Source organism: Photobacterium sp. TLY01, from assembly GCF_021432065.1.
In the GTDB taxonomy this organism is placed as follows: domain Bacteria; phylum Pseudomonadota; class Gammaproteobacteria; order Enterobacterales; family Vibrionaceae; genus Photobacterium; species Photobacterium halotolerans_A.
Genome location: NZ_CP090365.1, coordinates 417747 through 437435, shown reverse-complemented (window position 1 = coordinate 437435; position 19689 = coordinate 417747). Strand labels below are relative to the sequence as shown.

16 protein-coding genes are annotated in these 19689 nt (G+C 50.5%); 6 read left to right on the top strand and 10 right to left on the bottom strand.

The window, feature by feature from the left end; all coding sequences use genetic code 11:
* The first annotated feature begins 3 nt into the window (after nucleotides 1-3).
* Both LN341_RS17515 and LN341_RS17510 read left to right on the top strand, forming a co-directional pair.
* Nucleotides 4-1107, top strand: a complete 1104-nt coding sequence (locus LN341_RS17515; protein ID WP_234206360.1) for a class II histone deacetylase — start codon at nucleotides 4-6, stop codon at nucleotides 1105-1107.
* A gap of 17 nt (nucleotides 1108-1124) precedes the next feature.
* Nucleotides 1125-1922 (top strand): response regulator transcription factor, encoded by a 798-nt coding sequence (locus LN341_RS17510; RefSeq protein ID WP_120512525.1) that lies wholly within the window; start codon nucleotides 1125-1127, stop codon nucleotides 1920-1922.
* A 64-nt stretch (nucleotides 1923-1986) separates the two neighbouring features.
* Here LN341_RS17510 and LN341_RS17505 read toward each other — a convergent pair whose 3' ends face one another.
* The 8 genes from LN341_RS17505 to LN341_RS17470 form a co-directional block, all read right to left on the bottom strand.
* Complete coding sequence (locus tag LN341_RS17505; protein ID WP_234206359.1) at nucleotides 1987-2736, bottom strand: carbonic anhydrase; 750 nt, start codon at nucleotides 2734-2736, stop codon at nucleotides 1987-1989.
* Nucleotides 2737-3003: 267 nt separating this feature from the next.
* Complete coding sequence (locus LN341_RS17500; RefSeq protein WP_234206356.1) at nucleotides 3004-3603, bottom strand: pentapeptide repeat-containing protein; 600 nt, start codon at nucleotides 3601-3603, stop codon at nucleotides 3004-3006.
* 20 nt (nucleotides 3604-3623) lie between these two features.
* Entirely contained in the window at nucleotides 3624-4052 is a 429-nt protein-coding gene (locus tag LN341_RS17495; RefSeq protein ID WP_234206354.1) for a VOC family protein, read from the bottom strand.
* A 221-nt stretch (nucleotides 4053-4273) separates the two neighbouring features.
* On the bottom strand, nucleotides 4274-5377 hold the full coding sequence (locus LN341_RS17490) for an ABC transporter ATP-binding protein (RefSeq protein WP_234206352.1): 1104 nt from the start codon (nucleotides 5375-5377) through the stop codon (nucleotides 4274-4276).
* A 5-nt stretch (nucleotides 5378-5382) separates the two neighbouring features.
* A complete protein-coding gene (locus tag LN341_RS17485) occupies nucleotides 5383-6240 on the bottom strand; it encodes a carbohydrate ABC transporter permease (RefSeq protein ID WP_120512529.1) in 858 nt (285 codons plus the stop codon).
* Nucleotides 6237-7157, bottom strand: a complete 921-nt coding sequence (locus LN341_RS17480) for a carbohydrate ABC transporter permease (protein WP_234206351.1) — start codon at nucleotides 7155-7157, stop codon at nucleotides 6237-6239. Before LN341_RS17480 ends, LN341_RS17485 begins: the two co-directional genes overlap by 4 nt.
* A 143-nt stretch (nucleotides 7158-7300) precedes the next feature.
* Entirely contained in the window at nucleotides 7301-8521 is a 1221-nt protein-coding gene (locus LN341_RS17475; protein ID WP_370643804.1) for an ABC transporter substrate-binding protein, read from the bottom strand.
* 956 nt (nucleotides 8522-9477) lie between these two features.
* Nucleotides 9478-11676, bottom strand: a complete 2199-nt coding sequence (locus LN341_RS17470) for a hypothetical protein (RefSeq protein ID WP_234206347.1) — start codon at nucleotides 11674-11676, stop codon at nucleotides 9478-9480.
* 376 nt (nucleotides 11677-12052) lie between these two features.
* Here LN341_RS17470 and LN341_RS17465 point away from each other — a divergent pair, with 376 nt between their 5' ends.
* Nucleotides 12053-15163: a UvrD-helicase domain-containing protein gene (locus LN341_RS17465; protein WP_234206344.1), complete on the top strand. Its 3111-nt coding sequence runs from the start codon at nucleotides 12053-12055 to the stop codon at nucleotides 15161-15163.
* 96 nt (nucleotides 15164-15259) lie between these two features.
* On the opposite strand, the gene LN341_RS17460 is transcribed toward LN341_RS17465, so the two are convergent.
* Nucleotides 15260-16159 carry a NaeI family type II restriction endonuclease gene (locus LN341_RS17460; protein WP_234206342.1) on the bottom strand — a complete coding sequence of 300 codons (900 nt, stop codon included), beginning with the start codon at nucleotides 16157-16159 and terminating at the stop codon, nucleotides 15260-15262.
* Nucleotides 16160-16388: 229 nt separating this feature from the next.
* Here LN341_RS17460 and LN341_RS17455 point away from each other — a divergent pair, with 229 nt between their 5' ends.
* Nucleotides 16389-17495 carry a DNA cytosine methyltransferase gene (locus LN341_RS17455; RefSeq protein WP_234206340.1) on the top strand — a complete coding sequence of 369 codons (1107 nt, stop codon included), beginning with the start codon at nucleotides 16389-16391 and terminating at the stop codon, nucleotides 17493-17495.
* A gap of 5 nt (nucleotides 17496-17500) precedes the next feature.
* Nucleotides 17501-17968: a very short patch repair endonuclease gene (locus LN341_RS17450; protein WP_234206339.1), complete on the top strand. Its 468-nt coding sequence runs from the start codon at nucleotides 17501-17503 to the stop codon at nucleotides 17966-17968.
* Nucleotides 17969-18498: 530 nt separating this feature from the next.
* Here the strand turns inward: LN341_RS17450 and LN341_RS17445 are convergent.
* The gene (locus LN341_RS17445; protein WP_234206337.1) at nucleotides 18499-19191 is read right to left on the bottom strand and encodes a YafY family protein; all 693 of its coding nucleotides are present in this window, start codon (nucleotides 19189-19191) and stop codon (nucleotides 18499-18501) included.
* A 78-nt stretch (nucleotides 19192-19269) separates the two neighbouring features.
* On the opposite strand from LN341_RS17445, the gene LN341_RS17440 reads away from it, so the two are divergent.
* Entirely contained in the window at nucleotides 19270-19635 is a 366-nt protein-coding gene (locus LN341_RS17440; RefSeq protein ID WP_120512535.1) for a VOC family protein, read from the top strand.
* Nucleotides 19636-19689 lie beyond the last annotated feature (54 nt).

Sequence of the window (19689 nt, the reverse complement as noted above, 5' to 3'; positions counted from 1 at the left end):
ATCATGAACAAAACAGGTTTTGCCTTTCATGAGCAGTGCATGTGGCACGATACTGGCCCGTGTAGTGTATTTGACGCACCGGGAGGATTCATCCAGCCGGGTACGGCAGCAGAAAACCCGGAAACCAAGCGGCGTTTCAAGAACTTACTGGATGTCAGTGGCTTATATGCAACATTGACCCCCATCACAGGTGATCTGGCTAGCCATGAAGATTTACTGCGATTCCACACGCATGAGTATATTCAGCGACTGGCGACGGCAAGCGATAAGCAATGTGGTGATGCCGGGGTCTGCGCACCCTTTCGTCAGGATGCTTTTCATATCGCCAGACTATCGGCAGGCATGGCTATCGCAACCGTTGAAAGTGTGCTGAAAGGAGACGTTAAAAACGCCTACTGCCTGACCCGGCCACCCGGTCATCATGCTGAAAGTCATCAGGGTAATGGATTCTGCCTGTTAGGTAACATCCCTATCGCCATTAAAGCCGCGCAGGCAAAAGGCATGGTGAAACGCGTTGCGGTTGTTGACTGGGATGTCCATCACGGCAATGGTACGCAGGAAGCCTTTTATCAGGATAAAGACGTACTGACCATTTCCATCCACCACGACAATAACTACCCGATAAATTCAGGAGCAATCCATGAGCGCGGAGAAGGACCCGGTGTAGGTTATAACCTGAATGTTCCTTTGCCTGCCGGCTCGGGTATAGGTGCGTATCACGCAACCATGATGCAAATTGTTGAACCCGCCATTGAGCGCTTTCAACCTGAACTCATTGTGGTTGCCTGCGGTTTTGATGCCAGTGCCATGGATCCTTTAGGCTGTATGATACTGAATGCCGAGACATACGGTTGGATGACAAAACGCCTGATGCTGCTCGCCGAGAAACACTGCGGTGGAAAAATAGCAATGATTCACGAAGGCGGCTATTCCGAAGGGTATGTGCCATTTTGCGGACACGCAGTAATGGAAGCGTTGAGCAATTCAACCCTGCATGTGCCTGATCCGCTGGGTTCAGACATTGCGAACTGGGGACAACAATCTTTGCAGCCCCACCAACAAGCGTTACTATCCGAGATAGTCCCATTGTTAAACGCTATCGGTTAAAGCTATAAGTGATTTTGATGCCTGTGTATCCTGCAAGTTTGCAACCTCTGGCTGAATTAGCGGCAAAAATCAGAACCCCTGACTTTTTGCCGGCTTTTGGACGCTTACTGGATAACTACTTTCCAGGCATCAACTTAGCGGTTTTTTTCTACCAGCAAGATCAACGCCCTGTCACACTGGTTCATAATCTGTCTTATGAACAGGAGATCAACGCTATTTTTGCCTTGGAAAAACACTATCAGGATGACCCATTCTTTCAGTTCTGGCAGTCCAATCGCAAACCCTGCCTGAAAACACTGGAAGATGTCATTCCAGCCGACTTTTATCACAGCCCATTTTATAACGACTATTACGCCAGACTGGGCCTGTATGATGAAGTAATGGCATACTTTCCCCTTTCAGAACAACAGTGTATTGCTGTTTCCTTTGGGTTTTACAATCACAGAAAGCGCTGTAAACGAGACGAGGCATTGGAGCTGATTGTCTATCTGTTCCCTGTTCTGCAAGCCTTGTTTGAGCAGTACTGGCTGAGCAGTAGTCTCCACGACAATATGTCGGAAGGGGAACCGCTTTACGTTTCCAACCAATTCGCAGCAGAAATCCTGACAGCGCGTGAAAGACAGGTGGTTCAGCTTATCCTTCAGGGCTTAGCCAGCAAGCAGATTGCAGGTAAGCTGAACATTCAGTTAGGTACGGTGAAGAACCACCGTAAAAATATCTATAAAAAACTGCAGATTAATAGCCAGCAAGAGCTATATCACCAGTTCTGGCTTTACCAGAATCAGGAGCAGCATAATCAATTGGTCAATGACTAAGCAGTGTGCAGGACTATTCACAGTTCTGATAACGCTCACACAACCCTTCAAACGACAAAGAGAATCAGGAAGCCACCACCACACGGCCATGCAAAGGCTGCACAGGGCGGTTATTGCTGTGCTTCATGATTTTCTTGAAATCTGTTATCTGCTTCGCCGATAGGGTCTGGGGCGCTTTCATCACCAGCCAGCGTACCCCTTCCGAGCAGGGCGGTGTCGTCAGTGAACCACTGAAACGATAATAGTCCGGCTGTTTCGGCAGTATCTGTCTGGCATCGACAGGCTGATTCAGCGCCACCGTTTCGCCGACGTTGTCCGGGATTTGCGGCAAGATCGATGCCAGTTCATCATTGACTCTGCCTTCTTTGAACATCACCGCAATCACGGCCAGACTGCCGTCTTTGCCGGCATGGACAAAATGCCCTTCCAGCGGAAAAGACTCACCGTGGATCAGGTTTTCACTGGGGGCATGAAAGTGAAACTGTTTCAGCTCAAACTGCTCACCATCAAGCGTAAGATAGTTGCCGGGCTGATAGTTCACCTGCACTGTGTGACCATCATTCACTACACTGGCGGCAGAAGGCCGGTAGCTGAGGGCTAGCGGCGCTAATACGCCTTGAACGGTAGCGGTTACATTGATCGGGGACTGATTTTTACCAGCCGCGCAGACGTTAAATTCAGGATCCAGCGTCGACCAATGTTCCGGGCCATTTTGCCCGCTGTAACTCCAGTGCGGCTTCTCGGCCGCAAACACCAAACCGGCCTGAATTGCAGCAATCAGACATGACATCGTTAAAACAGGGTGCTTTTTCATTTTCTCTCCAAACTTCATCTAAACCCTAACCTCAGACAATCAGCCGGGACTGGCAAGCCAGCGTTGGCCGGACAAGATTCCGTCCCGGATTGTGTCGGCTTATGATAAAAGCGAAGAAAAAGCTGCATTGTCATAAAAGCGTCATAATGCACCTATTATCATATTCGGCTCAATAAATTAGTTTGCAATAAGAAGCTTTACAAAGAAGTTTGACGCACTGCTCCCATTTCACCGACCCGCTTAATTGAAGTTTTCCGTTACCTCTGTTCAGTCCACCAGCTCAATACCCAGGCTTTCCAGCAGATGGAGCGCTTCAAATCGGGAGAATTTGGCACCTTCAACCTGATTATCGAGCACGTGAATGTGGTAATGGGTCGATTCAGTGAAGTCGACCCGTCGCAGATCGGATCGCATAAACAGGCTGTGGGTAAAATCGCAGTAGGTCATGGCTGAGTCTTTAAAATCGCCTTCCCTGAAATCGACATCGTGCAGTTTGCAATCGTCCAGCTTGAGCGCATTCAATGTCAGGCCGAAAAAAGACGCGTCATTGAGAATACATTTCCGGAACCGCAATTCATGATCGATATTAAACGAAGGCCAGTTGGCCTGCGTCCAGTCGACTCCCACCAGTTTACAGTCGAGAAAATGCACGTCGAAAAAGCGTGTGTGCGGGATCTTGAGCAAACTCAGGTTACATTGATGAAACTGGCAGTTAATGAACTTACAGTGTTTGAAGACGGATTCGGTAAAGTTACAGTCATTGAATTCGCAGTCTTCAAATTCAATGCCTGCAAACTCAGAATAAGGCAACGACAGCTTCTCAAAGGTTTCATTGTAGTACTGCTCGTCATTTTCAATGTGTTTCACGGGTACATCCTTGGTGATTGTTATACTTCTTCATCTGGCAGAAAATGCGGATTCCACACCACTTCCCACACATGCTGATCCGGATCCTGAAAATAGCCGGCGTAGCCGCCCCAGAAAGTCTCCTGCGCAGCTTTGATCACAGTGGCTCCGGCAGATTCTGCCTGTTGCATGACACTGTCAACCTCTGCTTTCGAGCTGACATTGTGCCCCAGTGTCAACCCGGTGGGTGCTGGGCTTGTCTGAGGCAAGCCGGTATCCTGCGCGATACTGCTGCGCGGCCAGAGCGCCAATCTGAGCCCCGACTGTAAATCGAAAAATGCCACCGCACCGTGCTCAAATTCCTGGCCGACAATGCCGTCTGTGTGCAGCCCCAGGCCATCCCGGTAAAAGCTGACCGCTTGTTCCAGATCATCCACACCGAGTGTCAGGACACTGATTCTGGCTTTCATCCTGTCTGCTCCTTATTAGTCTCTGTCTGTACTGCCAAGACTAACAGAATACCTGTCATTCGGCTCAGGCGGGAATGGAATAGACGGATACCGGCTATGGCACTGTGTTTCTCTGCTGTACTTTGCAGATCAGGGCTTTCTGCTCTGAGATCAGACAAAAAAGCCCGCTCTGGCGCAGACCAGAGCGGGCAAAACAGCTCGAGTGAGCCTTCCCCAAGAAATCAGATAATGCGTTGCTGGGATTGCGCGTCGAAAAAGACCGCCTTCGACAAATCGATGTAGAAAGGCATGGTTTCGCCCACTTTAGCCTCATAGTCCGGTGAAATACGACACGCCACTTCCTGCCCGTTCATGGTCACCATGGCAATGGTATCCGGGCCTGTCGGTTCCAGAACATCCACCGTCAGCGGTAGCGTGGTACAGCCTTCGCCTTCCACCCGCTGCTCTGTGATGTTTTCCGGACGCAGGCCGATCACAATTGACTGACCATCACGTTCACGCAGCGCTGCAGGCAACGCAAGCAGGTGCGGCTCTCCCGCAACGGTTACGCTGGCAACCGGCTTGTCCTGGGCATCGAGATCCACTTTGGCCTGAATAAAATTCATGGACGGCGAGCCCATAAAACCGGCGACAAACATGTTGTTGGGCTGGTTGTAGATTTCTTTAGGTGTGCCCAGCTGCTGCAGTTCACCGTCTTTCATCACCGCGATGCGGTCGGCCAGGGTCATGGCTTCTATCTGATCGTGCGTCACATACACTATGGTGGTGCCCAACTGCTGGTGCAGACGTTTGATCTGGGTGCGCATTTCAACCCGCAGCTTGGCATCTAAATTCGACAAAGGCTCATCGAACAGATACAGCTTAGGCTGACGCGCCAGTGCCCGTCCCATGGCAACACGCTGGCGCTGGCCGCCTGACAGCTGTGCCGGTTTGCGATCCAGCAGGTGATCGATCTGCAGCATGGCGGCAACGCGATCCACTTCCTGCGCAATTTTGGCTTTATCCATCTTGCGGATTTTCAGACCGAAAGCGATGTTGTCCCGCACCGTCATGTTGGGATACAGGGCATAAGACTGAAACACCATAGCGATATCGCGGTCTTTCGGTTCCACCTGAGCGACATCGACACCATCAATCAGGATCTCACCGGAAGTGATATCTTCCAGCCCGGCGATGGTATTCATCAGGGTGGATTTGCCACAACCGGAAGGGCCGACCAGGATCAGGAATTCACCGGAATCAATGCTGATATCAATTCCTTTCAGGGTCTCAATCTCGGCATTACGGTAGGTTTTACGAATCTGTTTTAACGCGAGTGTAGCCATGCTTGTTATCCTTTCACTGATCCCGCGGTCAGACCGCGAACAAAATACTTCCCTGCCAGCACGTACACCAACAGCGTTGGTAATGCGGCAATAATGGCGGCGGCCATGTCGACGTTGTACTCTTTCACCCCGGTGCTGGTATTGACCAGGTTATTGAGCGCCACCGTGATCGGCTGGGTTTCTGCGCCGGAATACACCACGCCGAACAGGAAATCGTTCCAGATAGCGGTAAACTGCCAGATCACTGTCACCATGAAGATAGGGGTCGACAGCGGCAGTAGAATCCGGAAGAAAATGGTAAAGAACCCCGCCCCGTCGAGCTTGGCCGCTTTGACCAGCTCATCAGGCACGCCGACGTAAAAGTTACGGAAAAACAGTGTGGTAAATGCCAGACCGTAAATCACGTGCACCGTCACCAGACCGGCTGTGGTATTGGCCAGTCCCAGTTTGCCCAGCAACGCCGCCATGGGTAACAAAATGACCTGAAACGGAATAAAGCAGCCGAACAGCAGCAAACTGAAGAACAGCTGAGAGCCCCGGAAACGCCACTTGCTGATCACATAGCCGTTAAAGGCCCCCAGCAGCGTAGAAATTGCCACCGCCGGGATCACCATCTGGAAGGAATTCCAGAAATAGCCTTTGATACCGTCGCAGCTCACCCCGGTACAAGCACCGGACCAGGCTTTATTCCAGGCATACCCCACCCATTCCTGCGGCAAAGACATCAGGTTGCCGCTTTTGATATCGGGCAGGGTCTTGAACGAGGTAATCACCATCACAAACAGCGGCATCAGGTACACAACGCAGAAAAAGAGCAGCCCGCTGTAAATCGCCATCCGGCCCAGAGTGACATGCTTATTCATGATTTCTTCTCCCGCAATTCGGAATAGAGATAAGGCACCAGAATCGCCAGAACGCCCGCCAGCATCATGATGGCACTGGCTGCCCCCAGACCCACCTGTCCGCGGGTAAAGGAATGCGCGTACATAAAGAGTGCAGGTAAATCGGACGAATAGCCCGGACCACCCGCGGTCAGCGCGGTGACCAGATCGAAGCTCTTAATGGCAATGTGCGAGGTGATAATCACCGCACTGAAAAAGACCGGACGCAGGCATGGCAGGACAATTTTCCAGTAAATCGTCGGCATGCTGGCCCCGTCGATCTGGGCGGCTTTGATGATCGAAGAATCGATCCCGCGCAGGCCCGCCAGGAACATGGCCATCACAAAACCCGACGACTGCCACACCGCGGCGATCACCAGGGTGTACACCGACATGTCCTGATCCACCAGCCAGTTAAATTCAAAGCCGGTAAATCCCCAATCGTGCATCAGTTTTTCGATCCCCAGACCCGGGTTGAGAATCCACTTCCAGGCCGTGCCGGTGACAATGAAGGACAGCGCCATGGGATAGAGATAAATCGTCCGGATTGCGCCTTCCTGGCGGATATTCTGATCCAGCAAAATCGCCAGACCGACCCCCAGTACAATCGCAATCAGCATAAACATCAGGCCAAAAATGCCAAGATTGGTCACCGAGGTGATCCAACGGTCGTTGTCCATCAGCTTCTGGTATTGCATCAACCCGGCAAAATTAAAGCTGGGCAGAAAGCGGGAATTGGTCAGCGACAGATAAAATGTCCAAAACATAAAGCCATAAATACACACCACAGTGACCAGCATGGTCGGGGCCAGCACGATTTTCGGCAGCCACTTCTGTAATCTGTCCGCCAGGCTGGGCCGGGCCGCTTTCTGTTTGGTGAGCGACAAGGTTTGCTCCATAGTGCGTCCTTGATTCTGGTTGTGTCTCAATGATCACCTCTCAGGCACGCGCGTGCCCCGGCCTGAATATCGGATTCATTCGCCGCAGAGGTAAAAAAAGCGCAGGTGAACCGGCGGGCTGAACACCCAGCCCGCCGACAGGGTTATATGGCTGCTTTTACTGCACGAGCCAGCTGTTGCGCGGCTTGTTTAGGATCGGCAGATGTATCGTTGAAGAAGTTGGTCACCACATCATAGACCGCACCCTGCACATAGCTGGTGGTGGCCAGACCGTGGGCCATACTCGGCACCAGATCGCCCGTTTGCGCTGAGGCTTTGAAGGTGGCCATTGAATCCAGCGCACACTTGTCGAACTTGTCCATGTTCATGTCCAGACGCACTGGGATCGAGCCTTTGTTGAGGTTAAACACTTCCTGGAAGTCTTTATTGAGAATGGTTTTGGCCAGATGTTTCTGCGCCTGCTCATTGTCTTTGTTGCTCAGTTTGAAGAAGGCAAAGCTGTCGATGTTGAAGGTAAACTGGTTTGCTGTGCCCGGCGCAGGTGCGCAGATGTAATCTTTGCCCGGCTGTTTACCGGCCGCCGCAAATTCACCTTTTGCCCAGTCACCCATGATTTGCATGGCAGCCTCACCATTGATCACCATGGAGGTGGCGATATTCCAGTCACGCCCCGGCGAGTTCTCGTCGATGTAGTCGTGCATACGCTGGAAGGTCGCGAAGATTTCAACCATTTTCGGACCGGACAGCACGTCCATATCCAGATCAACAAACGCCTTGTTGTAGTCTTGCGAACCTAAAACATCCAGCGCAATCGCTTCAAACAGCGTTGCGTCTTGCCAAGGCTGACCGCCATGCGCCAGAGGCACAAAGCCTGCGGCTTTAATCTTCTCTGCCGCGGCAAAAAACTCGTCCATGTTGGCAGGCACTTTCGCACCGGCTTTCTTGAATACCTCAGGGTTGGCCCACAGCCAGTTCACACGGTGTACGTTCACCGGCACGGCCACGTAGTCGCCGTTATACTTCATGACTTTGGTCACCACGGCTGGCAGCACCTTGTCCCATTGACCGGCTTCTGCCACATCATCCAGCGAGGTCAGAAAACCCAGATCGCCCCACTCCTGAATATCGTGACCTTTAATTTGCGCCGCAGAAGGCGGATTCCCCGATACCGCACGGGTTTTGAGTACTGTCATCGCACTCTCACCGCCGCCTCCGGCCACGGCGAAGTCTTTCCAGCTATCGCCCTGCTTTTCCAACATTTGCTTGAGCACAGCGGCCGATTTCGCCTCACCGCCCGATGTCCACCAGTGCAGCACTTCCACTTCACCGGCATTGGCCACAGAACTGGCTGCCGCGAATGTCATAGCGATCAGCGATTTTTTCAGAGTAAAGGTACCTTGCTTTGTCATTATTATGCTCTTCCTTGTTTATCAGGGATATGACCGGCGTGTAGGGTACAGAGCGCCGGTTGTGTAGAGTCTACCCAAGCAAGGAAACGGCACTGTAACAAAAGGAAACTCGAACGTAACACGTACGTAACATCATGGTTATTTTCATTTATTATCAGTGATATAGGATGTTAAAGAGATGCTAAAAAGTGTGATATCAGTAAGGGGGAATTGCCCTGTGCAGGGCTGGCGGCGAATCTGGTTCTGATGGTATGTCGCGCATAAGTTCTGTGTATCTCTCGGCATTGTGTGATGCGCGCCAGTGACTCTTTGCTGGCACAAACAGTAACCAGAAATGCCTTTTTGTTCTTTAGCGTTGGCCGGGACGGTTGTAGGCGCTCCCGGCGCCGACTGCTGGCACAAACAGTAACCAGAAATGCCTTGTTGTTCTTTGGTGTGGGCCGGGGCGGTTGTAGGCGCTCCCGGCGCCGACAACCTAAAAATTCGTCCTGAATTTTTCCCTGAGGTTGGGGATTACTTCAATGTGGCGCAGACGATAAACAAGCGATTTCAGGTAAAGCAGAAAGTATGTCGCGCTTGAGTTCGGTGCTTCTCTTGGCATTGATTGACGCGCGCCAGTTACTCTTTGCTGGCACAAACAGTAACCAGAAATGCCTTTTGATTCTTTGGTGTGGGCCGGGACGGTTGTAGGCGCTCCCGGCGCCGACAACCTAAAAATTCGTCCTGAATTAGTTAACCACCACATCTTTGCGTGGTTTAGTTATTGCCGCAATGACGATAAGAACAATATTTAAATATCTTGTATGCCATAACATTCCCATCCGATAACAGGTAAATATTGCCGTATTACTCATCTTAAACGGCATGGTTGTTGGATGTTATTACCTATAATATCAGGATCCCAAGGCCCACTAATCCCCCGCAAAACAGGAAAATACATCACATAATCTATCAAGCTCTTTACCATAGAGTTCATCAAACAATCCTCTGGCTTTCGCCTGTTGCTCCTCGTTGTAAAACGAAGAAACATAGAGAACGCAATCATCGAGTATTTTTTTTGCCGCCTCAGAGTCACAGTCCCTCCTATTGTTGCTAACGGAAGCTGTTACTTCAAGTAAGCGGTTTAATGCGATACCGATAGCGTTGAAGAAGTTAAAGGCAGCTTCATCTGCCTGACGAACATAAAAGTCCCGTAACTGGGGCAGCAATGCCAGTGAGGTTTCCCGACAACCCAGCAAGTCCGCAATGGCCCTCGCTTGATCTTCAGAGGCCTGAATAACGAGTGGAAGAATATCCCGATAATCCGTTTGTGAACTCCACGCCGAGAATATAGAAAAAATATCCCGGGCCTTATTTTGATAGCGGCTTACCAATGTTGTCTGCAGACAATCAGCCAGCTCATCCAGCCCGGCATCCATCAGTGACTCCCGTACTTTAATCACATCATCAATCAAACCAGTGCGTAATTCAGCCCGGGCCAGTTCATCGGCCGACCGGCAGTAACGAAGATAAACAGTATGGTTATCGATAATGGGGAGATACTTTTCCAGTCGTAACTGTAACTGGTGCTCAGAAACAGACCGAGTATAGCTGATCAACGACAGTACTCGCAGGCGGCTATCCAGCATCCACTGCACCGGTTGGTAACTGATTAACGCCTTCCCCAGCGAAACAATATATTCAGCAATATAGCGCTGGTGACAGGCATGGCTGGCTGATTCCACCCGTCTCGCCAGCTCAGACAGTTCATACTGGTTCAGCTGACTGTAAAGCTCACGCCCCTGGTGACTAGACTCACTCTCGGGCGCCAACGACCTGCCCCTTATCTGGTCAATATAACCCAGAGCCATTTCCTTTAGCGTTTGCCGGTGTGATTCCAGAGCAGCTTTTTCCCTGAGATAGCGATTAACAGCTGCCAGCATCTTGCTTTCAGCCTTTGCGACCACCAAACCGACTCGTAAAGCCTGCGAGGGTGACAGCTCGTTCAGGTAATTTCCACGGCATTGCCTGATCAGCTTCCGACACCGCTCGGCCAGCGCATCAGTCATATGCTCGCTGCGAAGCAAGCACCGAAGCGTACCGAGTTCCTGCCTGACAGCCTTCATCACGGACGCTTGCTGCATTCGTTGATGCTCTTCTTCACGCCGGGCAATGGCCTGACGAGCCGCTTCCAGATGATCTTTTGCCTGTTGCAACTGAAGTGCGGTTTTTACCCCGTACGGCAGCCTTTCTTCAGGTGCGAGGGGCATCGAATGCATGCTCATGATTTCTCGCTGATAGCAGATATCAATCGAGCCAAGGGAGTTATTGACGGCAAAGTGAGGATAAACCACTTCCAAGTGTAAGCTCCCCGCCTTGTCGCTTTGTACCAATGCCGCTTCGGAAAGCTCAAAAGCATTGAACTGGGCCCCGCCTCCCCCCAATGTTTCCGGCGGAGCATCTTCCCGGTAGTTGGCACCGTAAAGCAGCAGTTGAAAAGTCGAACGGTTCTTCTCCTGGCAGTCCGGACTGAACAGCCACACCAGGTTATAACCCAGCCGGCAATAGGCACGCTGGCGTTCCACCGCCGTTTCGGGATGGAGCCACCAACGGGTCAGCTCAAAGACCCAGTGGTTGCCGTCCCAATCGCGGCAGTAAATATCCGGTTGCCGGCGGATATTAGTATCGTGATCCTTGCTGAAGATATAGTGCTCCGTTGTTACGGACTCCGCATCAATACGCGGATCGCGGGATAAAATCTCAGCAACCTTTTCCTTGTGGCTCAAATGCCATTGTCCCTCACCGCGAAAAACTTCGCTGTACAGCTTGCGCTGTTCGCTATCAGGATGGCAAAAAGGGCAACCTTCGGCCTGTTGCTTATATTCGGGATCTTTAGTGAAATGCCGGAAGTGGAGGCATTGTGTTCCTCCATTTCCGCCGGCCAGACGCACCGGTACCCGGCAGTGGGCGCAACGGTAACTACCATTTTCCTCGGCGATCTGATGTCGGATAATACCATTGGTTAAATCCGAACCTTTTTTAATCTGTTCGATTAAATACCAGGCCGGAACCGGTCGGGAATGATTACCCGACAAAATCTCCCAACCGCGATGATACCCGCTTTGCCCCATCGATAATCACTCCCTGTCACGCCTGGTTTCTGACCATAACGAACAATTTTTCAGTTAGTTATAATTACCGCACCTACCACGCAATATGCAACCAGCATCAAATAGACTTCACCAAACTGTGAACAAAGCGCCTTTGTCTGGAATCTAATCATTCCCGCACAGGTACTTTCTTGTATCGATTTAATCCATATACAAAAAAACAACCATAAATATAAGCTTTAAATATCAATGATTTATATTGTTTTGATACAAGTGTATTTTGTATCAAACAGATTTACTCTTCATTTTGATACAAAAGTGACACAAGAAAATCTTTGAATTTTTTGCTGCTCGGGTCCTAAATATAAATGCAAACAGCCACCACACGGAGCATTGGATGAGTACTTTACTACCCAACCTGAAAAAGTTCAGAAACGCACAAGGTTTTACTCAGGAATCTCTGGCTCTCGCTTCCGGCGTCAGTCGAGCAACTATCGCCAGGGTTGAACGAGGAGAAACGTGCTCAGCCAGAAATATGCGAAGGCTTGCTAATGCATTAAATGTGGAAGTTGACTCGATACAAGCTGACACCACCCCGGTCATAAAAGAGCTGAAAGAGACCCCGATAGCCAAAGCTGTTGGAGAGCAATTCAACTACAGTCCTGCTCAACAACAAGCGATTGACCACACGCCCTCTAACCTGCAAATTCTGGCCGGGGCAGGTTCAGGGAAAACTGCAGTCATGTCTGAGCGCTCCGTATCACTGATCAGCGAACATGCAATATCACCGGAAAACATTGCCGTCCTGACGTTTACTGAAAAAGCTGCGACGGAGGTTGCTCATCGAATCCGCCAGCGCTACCGCTCGAAATTCGGGCACGAAAAACGGCTGGACCATATGTTCGTCGGTACCATCCACTCATACTGTCTGGAGTTAAGAGATACCTACCTACCGGAGTATCTGAGCTTTGAACTACTGGATGGTATCGGGCAATACATATTTATCCAGCGGCACTTCTCCGAGATTTGTCCCAACGGCCTCCCCAAAGAGGAAGGCGGATATTATAAGATGCCGGTAGCCATGCGCCTGGCTCCGCAAATTTTTAACGTTCTTCGCGAGGCTGAAATAGACAAAAGCCAGGTACAAGATTCGGAAGTTCTGGAATGCCTGGCTCGTTATCAGAAAAAGCTTCATGAAATGCGGAAAATGGATTTCAGCGGTCTTCTTCTGACGATTGTGGAAGCGCTGGAAGACAACGATGCATTCCGCAATGCCGTTCGGGAAAAATTACGTTACCTGATCATCGATGAATACCAAGATACGAACCACCTGCAAGAGAGGCTGATTCGAAATATTGTTAACCTGGATCCCGACAATATTCACTTGTCTGTCGTGGGCGATGATGATCAGTCCATTTACGGGTGGAACAATGCAGATACCGACAACATTCTGACATTTCATCAGAGATACAAAAACGTAGAGAAAATCGAACTCAACCATAATTACCGCTCCAGCCGTGGTGTTCTCACATGCGCCTATGCTTTAGTCGGAGAAAATGCCAAACGAGTTGAGAAAGACTGGAAAGCAGCAAGCATTCATTCGTACACAGACGGAGATATCACAGCCCTGACTTTCCCCAACCCGCAAGATGAAAGTGAGTGGATTTGCCGACGTATCGAAGACATGATCGGCTGCCCTTATCAGGACAAACCCGGAAAACCTGAGCGGGGTCTGACCTACAGCGACTTTGTCATACTGGTAAGGACCAAAGCACAGGCAGAGCCGATTGTAAAAGCGCTGGAACAACATGGTATTCGTTATGAGTTCAAAGGCGGACCGGGCCTGATTACCAGTTCATCTGTCGGACAAGCTGCCGCCGGTATTTTTTACTATATCCACGGCCATACGTATCGCCGGCAAGACAACAAGATTACGAAAGAAGTCTTCGGACGGAAGCAATTACTTGAAGCCTGGGAAAAAGCTGCCCTCGGATTGACGAAAAGTGATATCTGTCGCGGTATCGACCGATTGGACACATTCAAAGCGCAATTCCCGCAGGAAGGTACACGGACGGGAAAAGACCACTCCGAATGGTCTCTTCAACGGGCATTCCTGGCCTTTCTTGAAGCCGCCAATATTGACCAGGATAAAATTCCCGCAGCGGGAAACAGTATGCTGCGCAGCTATGGTGAACAAGTGTTTTCATTGCTCGGACAATTCAGTCAACTGATCACTCAATATGAACAACATAACTTCGACAGCACACCGCACCGCAACTACGACTATTTTTGCCGATTCTTGTTTTATGCCGCAGACGGTTTATTCAAGGAAGAACAATTACCGAACAATGATATTAACGCCGTGTCCGTGATGACCGTGCACGCCGCCAAGGGACTGGAATGGCCAGCTGTATTTATACCCGGTATGGTTAACGGGAAATTTCCGCTCAAACCGGCAGGTGGAGCGAATATGTTCCATATCCTGCCCAGAGAATGTGTTAAGAATGCAGAAGCTTTCAGAACGCCGGAAGATGAAGAGCGGCGGCTTGCCTTTGTGGCAATGACCCGTGCGGAAAAGTATCTCCACCTGTCCTGGAGCAATACCGGCAAGCGCGGACAAAACAAACCCTCTCTGTTCTTTAATGAGGTACAGCTTGTTGACTGCATTATCACCGACAAAAACTACACGGAACATTTGTCGCTTGATAAGATCAGACCGGAAATGCGAAGCAGCAAAGGAGTTCTCAATATCCCGTTCACGGATATCGTGGAATATGATGTATGTCCGTACCGTTACTTCCTCAAAACTGTATGCGGGTTTGACGAGGCCTACCGCAGGGAAATGGGCTACGGGCAAATTATGCATAACTGTCTGTACGATTATCACGAGATGAAGAAGCAAGGCAAGGAGCCGACAGAAGCAGATATCATAAAGGCCATTGATCGCCACTTCCATCTTCCTCATACGAAAAAATTCGAAATTAAGCTGAGAGAAAAGATGAAGCAGGGGATCCAAAAACGCCTGCTTCATTACCACAATAGCAAGGGGAAATACCTCAAGGATATCGCTCATGTAGAACAATCACTGAATCTCATGATCAACGATAATTTACGAATTACCGGCAGGATGGACTTGCTACGCTACCGGGACGGGAAAAAAGAAGTTATCGATATCAAGAGCGGCCAGCTATCAAAAAACACCACTGGTGATGAACAAATAGAAATTCAACGTAAAGTTCAACTGCAACTGGCAGGATATGCGCTTGCAGAAGAGCAAAACACGGGATCCAAACCTGATACCATCAGTGCAATCTATCTACAGCCGGATAACCTAAGCGGCGACTTATCTAGCAGAGAAATGGTTACAGACGACATGCTGAAGAAAACCCGCTCGAAACTCTCAGCAATAGGCAGTGATATTCAAAATGGGGTACGAACCAAAAATTGCCCGCCGAGTGCATGTCAACATTGCATTATCGGCAAAGCACTTTGCCCGAAAGCGAAGTAAAAAAGCAATAGCGATAAGTAGGGGGCCGATAAACAAGCCCCTTTTAGCTTGTATTGGCCGAATGAGCTCGGAGCAGATCCGAGCTCATTGACTCTATCAGTAACCCTCCGGAACCGGATAACAGGGATCACTCTCTGACGCTTTTTGCCAGCTATTCCCCGAAAATTCACAAACATTTCCCGGAACAACCCGTACAGCCACAACCTGACCTTTTTTAGGTACGGGCAAACCAAGCTCTCGGCAGATACGGGGGTGGTCATTTTGATGACCCAGGATAATGATGCCTTCTGAAGCCAACATAGAGCGGGCACCTCCATTTGCTCGGACTCTCTTCATCGGATCATCTTTAGATTCTGCAATTGTCGCGATGGTTTCTCTATCAATCAGCTCTTCCTGTTTCAGGCGGAACATTTCATTAAGCCTCTGTTGACCGGATGGCTTTTGCTTGATTATATCTATCAACGTTGAGGGCCATAAAAACAGCTGATTGAAGGGCATTTCAACATCTTGAAGCAACCAGTAAATGTGTTCTCTTCCGGCTTTACTGATTGTCCCTTTGCCGTCCTGATTTTTCCCTTTATTCATGACCTCCGGCACAGCTCTGATCACCCCGAGGCTTGCAATACCTTTTTCATCATCAGCAGAGACCAGCAAACATAGTTCTCCGACAGCTTCTTTCGGGATATTCCATCCCCAACGATTACCGGTGTATTTACAGTCAACTTCAATCCCTTCGATGCTGTAGTCCATTTTACTACCGTGCTCGAACCTGAACTCTGAGCGCAACAAAATCTCAACCTTAGTCCCCAGATAAGTCTTTTCCGTTTTCTCAAGCTGAGCATATGCAAAACGACCGGTTCTCGGACCATCGATAACTTCATCGATGGATTTTCTCATTGTCGTGATGAAGCGTTCTTGCAAACGTTTCTCAGTTGATAAGCGTTCAACGACAATCCGTAACTCCTCATCGTTTTCCAGCAGATGTTCCTGTGACATAGAGCCTCTCACTAATAAGATGATCAGTAACCAAGACGATCATTCATATAAGCTCATAAAAATAAAGGAAATTTATAAATCACAGGATAAATATTGATAAGCATCACAAAGAAAAACACAAACTGCTGAGCATTTATATGTATATTTAAACAGTATTTCTTGCTTTAGAAATCCGGCAAGAGCAGGTAGAATCCACAACCTCAGAACAACAAGCACGGCATAACAAGATATGGCTTACAAAATTATCGATCTCTTCTGCGGAGCAGGCGGCTTATCAGCTGGCTTCATGTTCAAAGGATACAACCTCGGATTCGTGGGGATTTTGGCGATCGATAACAACCAATATGCCTGCGATACCTACAACGCCAACTTTGCCGGCGATCACTGCATCAACGTCAACATTGAAGAATGGCTGGCGCAGCAGGATGAGATCCCTCAAGCCGACATCGTGATCGGCGGACCGCCTTGCCAAGGCTTCAGCTTGCTGAACAAAAAACGTGATGGTGACGAGAGACGTGCCCTGTGGGAACCCTATATGGATATCGTCGAGCGTTCAGGGGCGAAGATGTTCATCATGGAGAATGTCCAGGGACTTCTGAAAAGCCAGGAGTTTCAGGATATCCAAGTCAAAGCGGAATCCCTGGGTTTTGACGTGCAATTCGAGCTACTCAATACCGCGGATTACGGCGTACCGCAAACCCGTAAGCGCGCGATCGTTCTCGGACTCAAAACCGACCGCTTCGATGCCGATAAGCTGCCGAAGTTTCCGCCGGAGCCGACCCACCAAAAACACGTTGAAGGCATTGATGCTCTGCTACCAGCGTGGAAAGACGTTCGCTCTGCCATCAGTGATTTAGGGGATCCGGTCGGCACGGAGATCCGCGACGCTGCAGCACCGTATGATCTGCATTTCGGACGTAACCCGACGGAACTGAGCCTTCAACGGTATAAAGTAGTCCCGCCTGGAGGTAACCGATTCGATCTGCAGAGAAACGCACCGGAAATCACCCCGAAATGTTGGCTGAACAAACCAACCGGCGGCACAGACCTGTTCGGCCGGCTGTGGTGGGACCGCCCGTCCGTCACCATCCGGACCGAGTTCTTCAAACCGGAGAAAGGCCGTTACCTACACCCGGAGAAGCATCGCCCGATTACCCACCGTGAAGCTGCCCGGATCATGAGCTTCCCGGATGATTTCAAGTTTTGCGGTACCAAAACAGAAATCGCCAAGCAAATCGGTAACGCCGTACCGGTTACCTTTGCCTGTCAGATAGCGAAATATGCCTACCATATCCTTGAGCACTGTCAGAGCAGCAAGGACGGCAAAGTGGCCTGATTCTTATGGCGGACGTGCACGATAAATCGACACGCCGCCGTAACATGCAGGCGGTACGAGGCAAAGATACACAGCCGGAGATGTTCGTTCGCCGGTTGCTTCACGCCCGCGGCTTTCGCTTCCGTCTACACAACAAAAAGCTTCCCGGCAAACCTGATATCACCCTCCCCAAATATAAAGCGCTCATATTCGTTCACGGCTGCTTCTGGCACGGCCATGACTGCCGCCGCGCTCAACTCCCGGCAACCAACACTGAGTTCTGGCGCGATAAGATCCAAAATAACCAACAGCGTGACAAAAAAAACATCGACTCTTTGATGGCAACAGGGTGGCGCATCTTGGTGATATGGGGCTGCGCCTTGCAAGGGAAAGAACGCCTGAGCGAGCAGCAAATCATAGAGCGCCTGGAAGAGTGGATTCTCAGCAGCACCGGCAACCAGCAACTGAGCGCCAAAGGGATGACCCGGTTGTAAAGATTACGGCAACCGAAACCTGGTATGAAAACAAGCGAACGGCACACTACCTGTCCCGCTTATCTACAGCACCGAAAATTCAATAAACTTATACCGACCCGGACTCATTGAGCTCAGGCCAGATATACGCATTTTCCGGGGATGACATCCACCCTATCACTGCATCGCTGATTTAAAACAATAAATGTATAATCTCCGAACTTTAGGCAGCTTTACTCTTCACCGACACCGGTTTACCTCAGAAGTCGTGCTCCACTCAGTTGCACCAGAATCCATAATCAAACCACACCAAAAAGCCCAAAAGATACCTACTCCCACAGGGAAAAATTCAGGACGAATTTTTAGGTTGTCGGCGCCGGGAGCGCCTACAACCGTCCCGGACCACACCAAAGAACAACAAGGGCTTTCTGGGCACTCTTTGGCCCCACAAAGAGTGTCTGGCGCGCATCACACCATGCCAAATGAACCACAGAACTCAAGCGCGACATACCTCCGCCGTACCATAATCCTCAGCCGTCCCTTTGTTCACCCTAGCCCTGACGCAGTCTTAACTCCTTCTCCCGCCACTCCTGAAACAACCCATGACGCCGCCTTGGATACGCCTGATCCATCATCATAGGATCAGCAATCCACTCGGTACGGAAGTGGCGAAAATCCTGCCGCAGTTCGCACCAGGCGGCGAGCACTCTGCCCTGGGCGAAATAGCCGATCGCAAACGGCCAGATCACCCGGGTACTCTCTTGTCCGTCGGCCGCGCGATAGCGAATGGCGAGTTTTCTTTCCCGCCGGATGGCCGTTCTGAACAGGGTCAGATCTTCCGTGGCAAGCTCACCGGGCGGGCCGACGCGAAGTGGAACCTCATTGGCACCCTGCACCAGATCGGCGGGGAGCACGGCGGTGACTTTCGCCAGTGCAGTGTCGGCGGCGCTGGCCATCGGCACATCGCCAAAGGCCGAGACCCAGCGGACGCCCAGCATGATGGCGCTGATTTCGTCTTCGGTGAGCATTAACGGCGGCAGGAAAAATCCCGGTTTCAGCACATAGCCCATACCGGGTTCGCCGTCGATCTGCGCCCCCTGGGCCTGCAGTGTGGCGATATCCCGGTACAGGGTGCGGATACTGATATTCAGCTCATCGGCCAGCCGCTGTCCGCTGACGGGCAGCCGGTGCTGGCGAAGAATCTGCAGTAATTGGAGTAATCGTTCGGTACGCATAAGCAACATGATACTGCCACTTTCTGACAGTGTCACGGGGTAAGCTCTGATCTACCCAACGAGGATGAACACAAAAGGAAAGAGAAAATGATACCGAACCTATTGCTGCTGTATGTGAAAAACCCGGAAACAAGCGCAGATTTCTATCGCCAACTACTTGGCCGGGAGCCTGTGGCCGCACTGCCGACTTACGTGGCGTTTGAGTTTGAAAACGGCTTTAACCTGAGTTTGTGGTCAGAGCAAGCACGCAATTTTGTCTCCGGCGGCGAGGGCCATCGCAGTGAATTCGCGTTTATGGTGCCGGATGACGATCAGGTCAAAGCGCTGTATGACCAATGGCAGACTGCCGGTGTCGTGATTGAGCAACCTTTGCATGACGCGGTTTTTGGTCTGACTTTTGTGGCACTGGATCCTGACGGGCACAGAATCCGGGTTTGCACACCGGATGAATAACGGGAACTGAAACCATTAACAGCAGGCGCACTCACGTGCGCCTGTTTTTATTTG

What these genes read in the sequence shown, in the direction of transcription:
- LN341_RS17515 (WP_234206360.1), top strand. Translation starts at nt 4, where the DNA reads ATGAACAAAACAGGTTTTGCCTTTCATGAGCAGTGCATGTGGCACGAT.
- LN341_RS17510 (WP_120512525.1), top strand. Translation starts at nt 1,125, where the DNA reads ATGCCTGTGTATCCTGCAAGTTTGCAACCTCTGGCTGAATTAGCGGCA.
- LN341_RS17505 (WP_234206359.1), bottom strand. Translation starts at nt 2,736, where the DNA reads ATGAAAAAGCACCCTGTTTTAACGATGTCATGTCTGATTGCTGCAATT.
- LN341_RS17495 (WP_234206354.1), bottom strand. Translation starts at nt 4,052, where the DNA reads ATGAAAGCCAGAATCAGTGTCCTGACACTCGGTGTGGATGATCTGGAA.
- LN341_RS17490 (WP_234206352.1), bottom strand. Translation starts at nt 5,377, where the DNA reads ATGGCTACACTCGCGTTAAAACAGATTCGTAAAACCTACCGTAATGCC.
- LN341_RS17485 (WP_120512529.1), bottom strand. Translation starts at nt 6,240, where the DNA reads ATGAATAAGCATGTCACTCTGGGCCGGATGGCGATTTACAGCGGGCTG.
- LN341_RS17480 (WP_234206351.1), bottom strand. Translation starts at nt 7,157, where the DNA reads ATGGAGCAAACCTTGTCGCTCACCAAACAGAAAGCGGCCCGGCCCAGC.
- LN341_RS17475 (WP_370643804.1), bottom strand. Translation starts at nt 8,521, where the DNA reads ATGACATTCGCGGCAGCCAGTTCTGTGGCCAATGCCGGTGAAGTGGAA.
- LN341_RS17470 (WP_234206347.1), bottom strand. Translation starts at nt 11,676, where the DNA reads ATGGGGCAAAGCGGGTATCATCGCGGTTGGGAGATTTTGTCGGGTAAT.
- LN341_RS17465 (WP_234206344.1), top strand. Translation starts at nt 12,053, where the DNA reads ATGAGTACTTTACTACCCAACCTGAAAAAGTTCAGAAACGCACAAGGT.
- LN341_RS17460 (WP_234206342.1), bottom strand. Translation starts at nt 16,159, where the DNA reads ATGTCACAGGAACATCTGCTGGAAAACGATGAGGAGTTACGGATTGTC.
- LN341_RS17455 (WP_234206340.1), top strand. Translation starts at nt 16,389, where the DNA reads ATGGCTTACAAAATTATCGATCTCTTCTGCGGAGCAGGCGGCTTATCA.
- LN341_RS17450 (WP_234206339.1), top strand. Translation starts at nt 17,501, where the DNA reads ATGGCGGACGTGCACGATAAATCGACACGCCGCCGTAACATGCAGGCG.
- LN341_RS17445 (WP_234206337.1), bottom strand. Translation starts at nt 19,191, where the DNA reads ATGTTGCTTATGCGTACCGAACGATTACTCCAATTACTGCAGATTCTT.
- LN341_RS17440 (WP_120512535.1), top strand. Translation starts at nt 19,270, where the DNA reads ATGATACCGAACCTATTGCTGCTGTATGTGAAAAACCCGGAAACAAGC.